At 57.0% G+C, this 244-nt stretch carries 1 protein-coding gene; it reads left to right on the top strand.

Going from position 1 to position 244, the window contains the following annotated elements:
- Window positions 1–11: 11 nt before the first annotated feature.
- The coding region (locus ACPYOJ_RS36345; protein ID WP_481420535.1) for an aldo/keto reductase at window positions 12–244 on the top strand (233 nt) is incomplete at its 3' end.

Below are 244 nucleotides of genomic sequence, written 5' to 3'. Positions count from 1 at the left end.
ATCTCTATCTGATGCACTGGCCAGTCCCGGCTATCGATCACTATGTTGACGCCTGGAAAGGGATGATTGAGCTGCAGCAGGCAGGGCTGGTGAAAAGCATCGGCGTGCGTAATTTCCAGGTTCACCACCTGCAGCGCCTGATTGACGAGACGGGTGTCGCGCCAGTTATCAACCAGATTGAGCTGCACCCGCTGATGCAGCAGCGTCAGCTTCACGCCTGGAACGCCACGCACAAGATCCAGAC

The organism is Rhizobium sp. SVR5-9E (genome assembly GCF_056755095.1).
The sequence above is the reverse complement of the archived record's forward strand: the minus strand, read 5'-3'. Positions and strand labels throughout refer to the sequence as shown.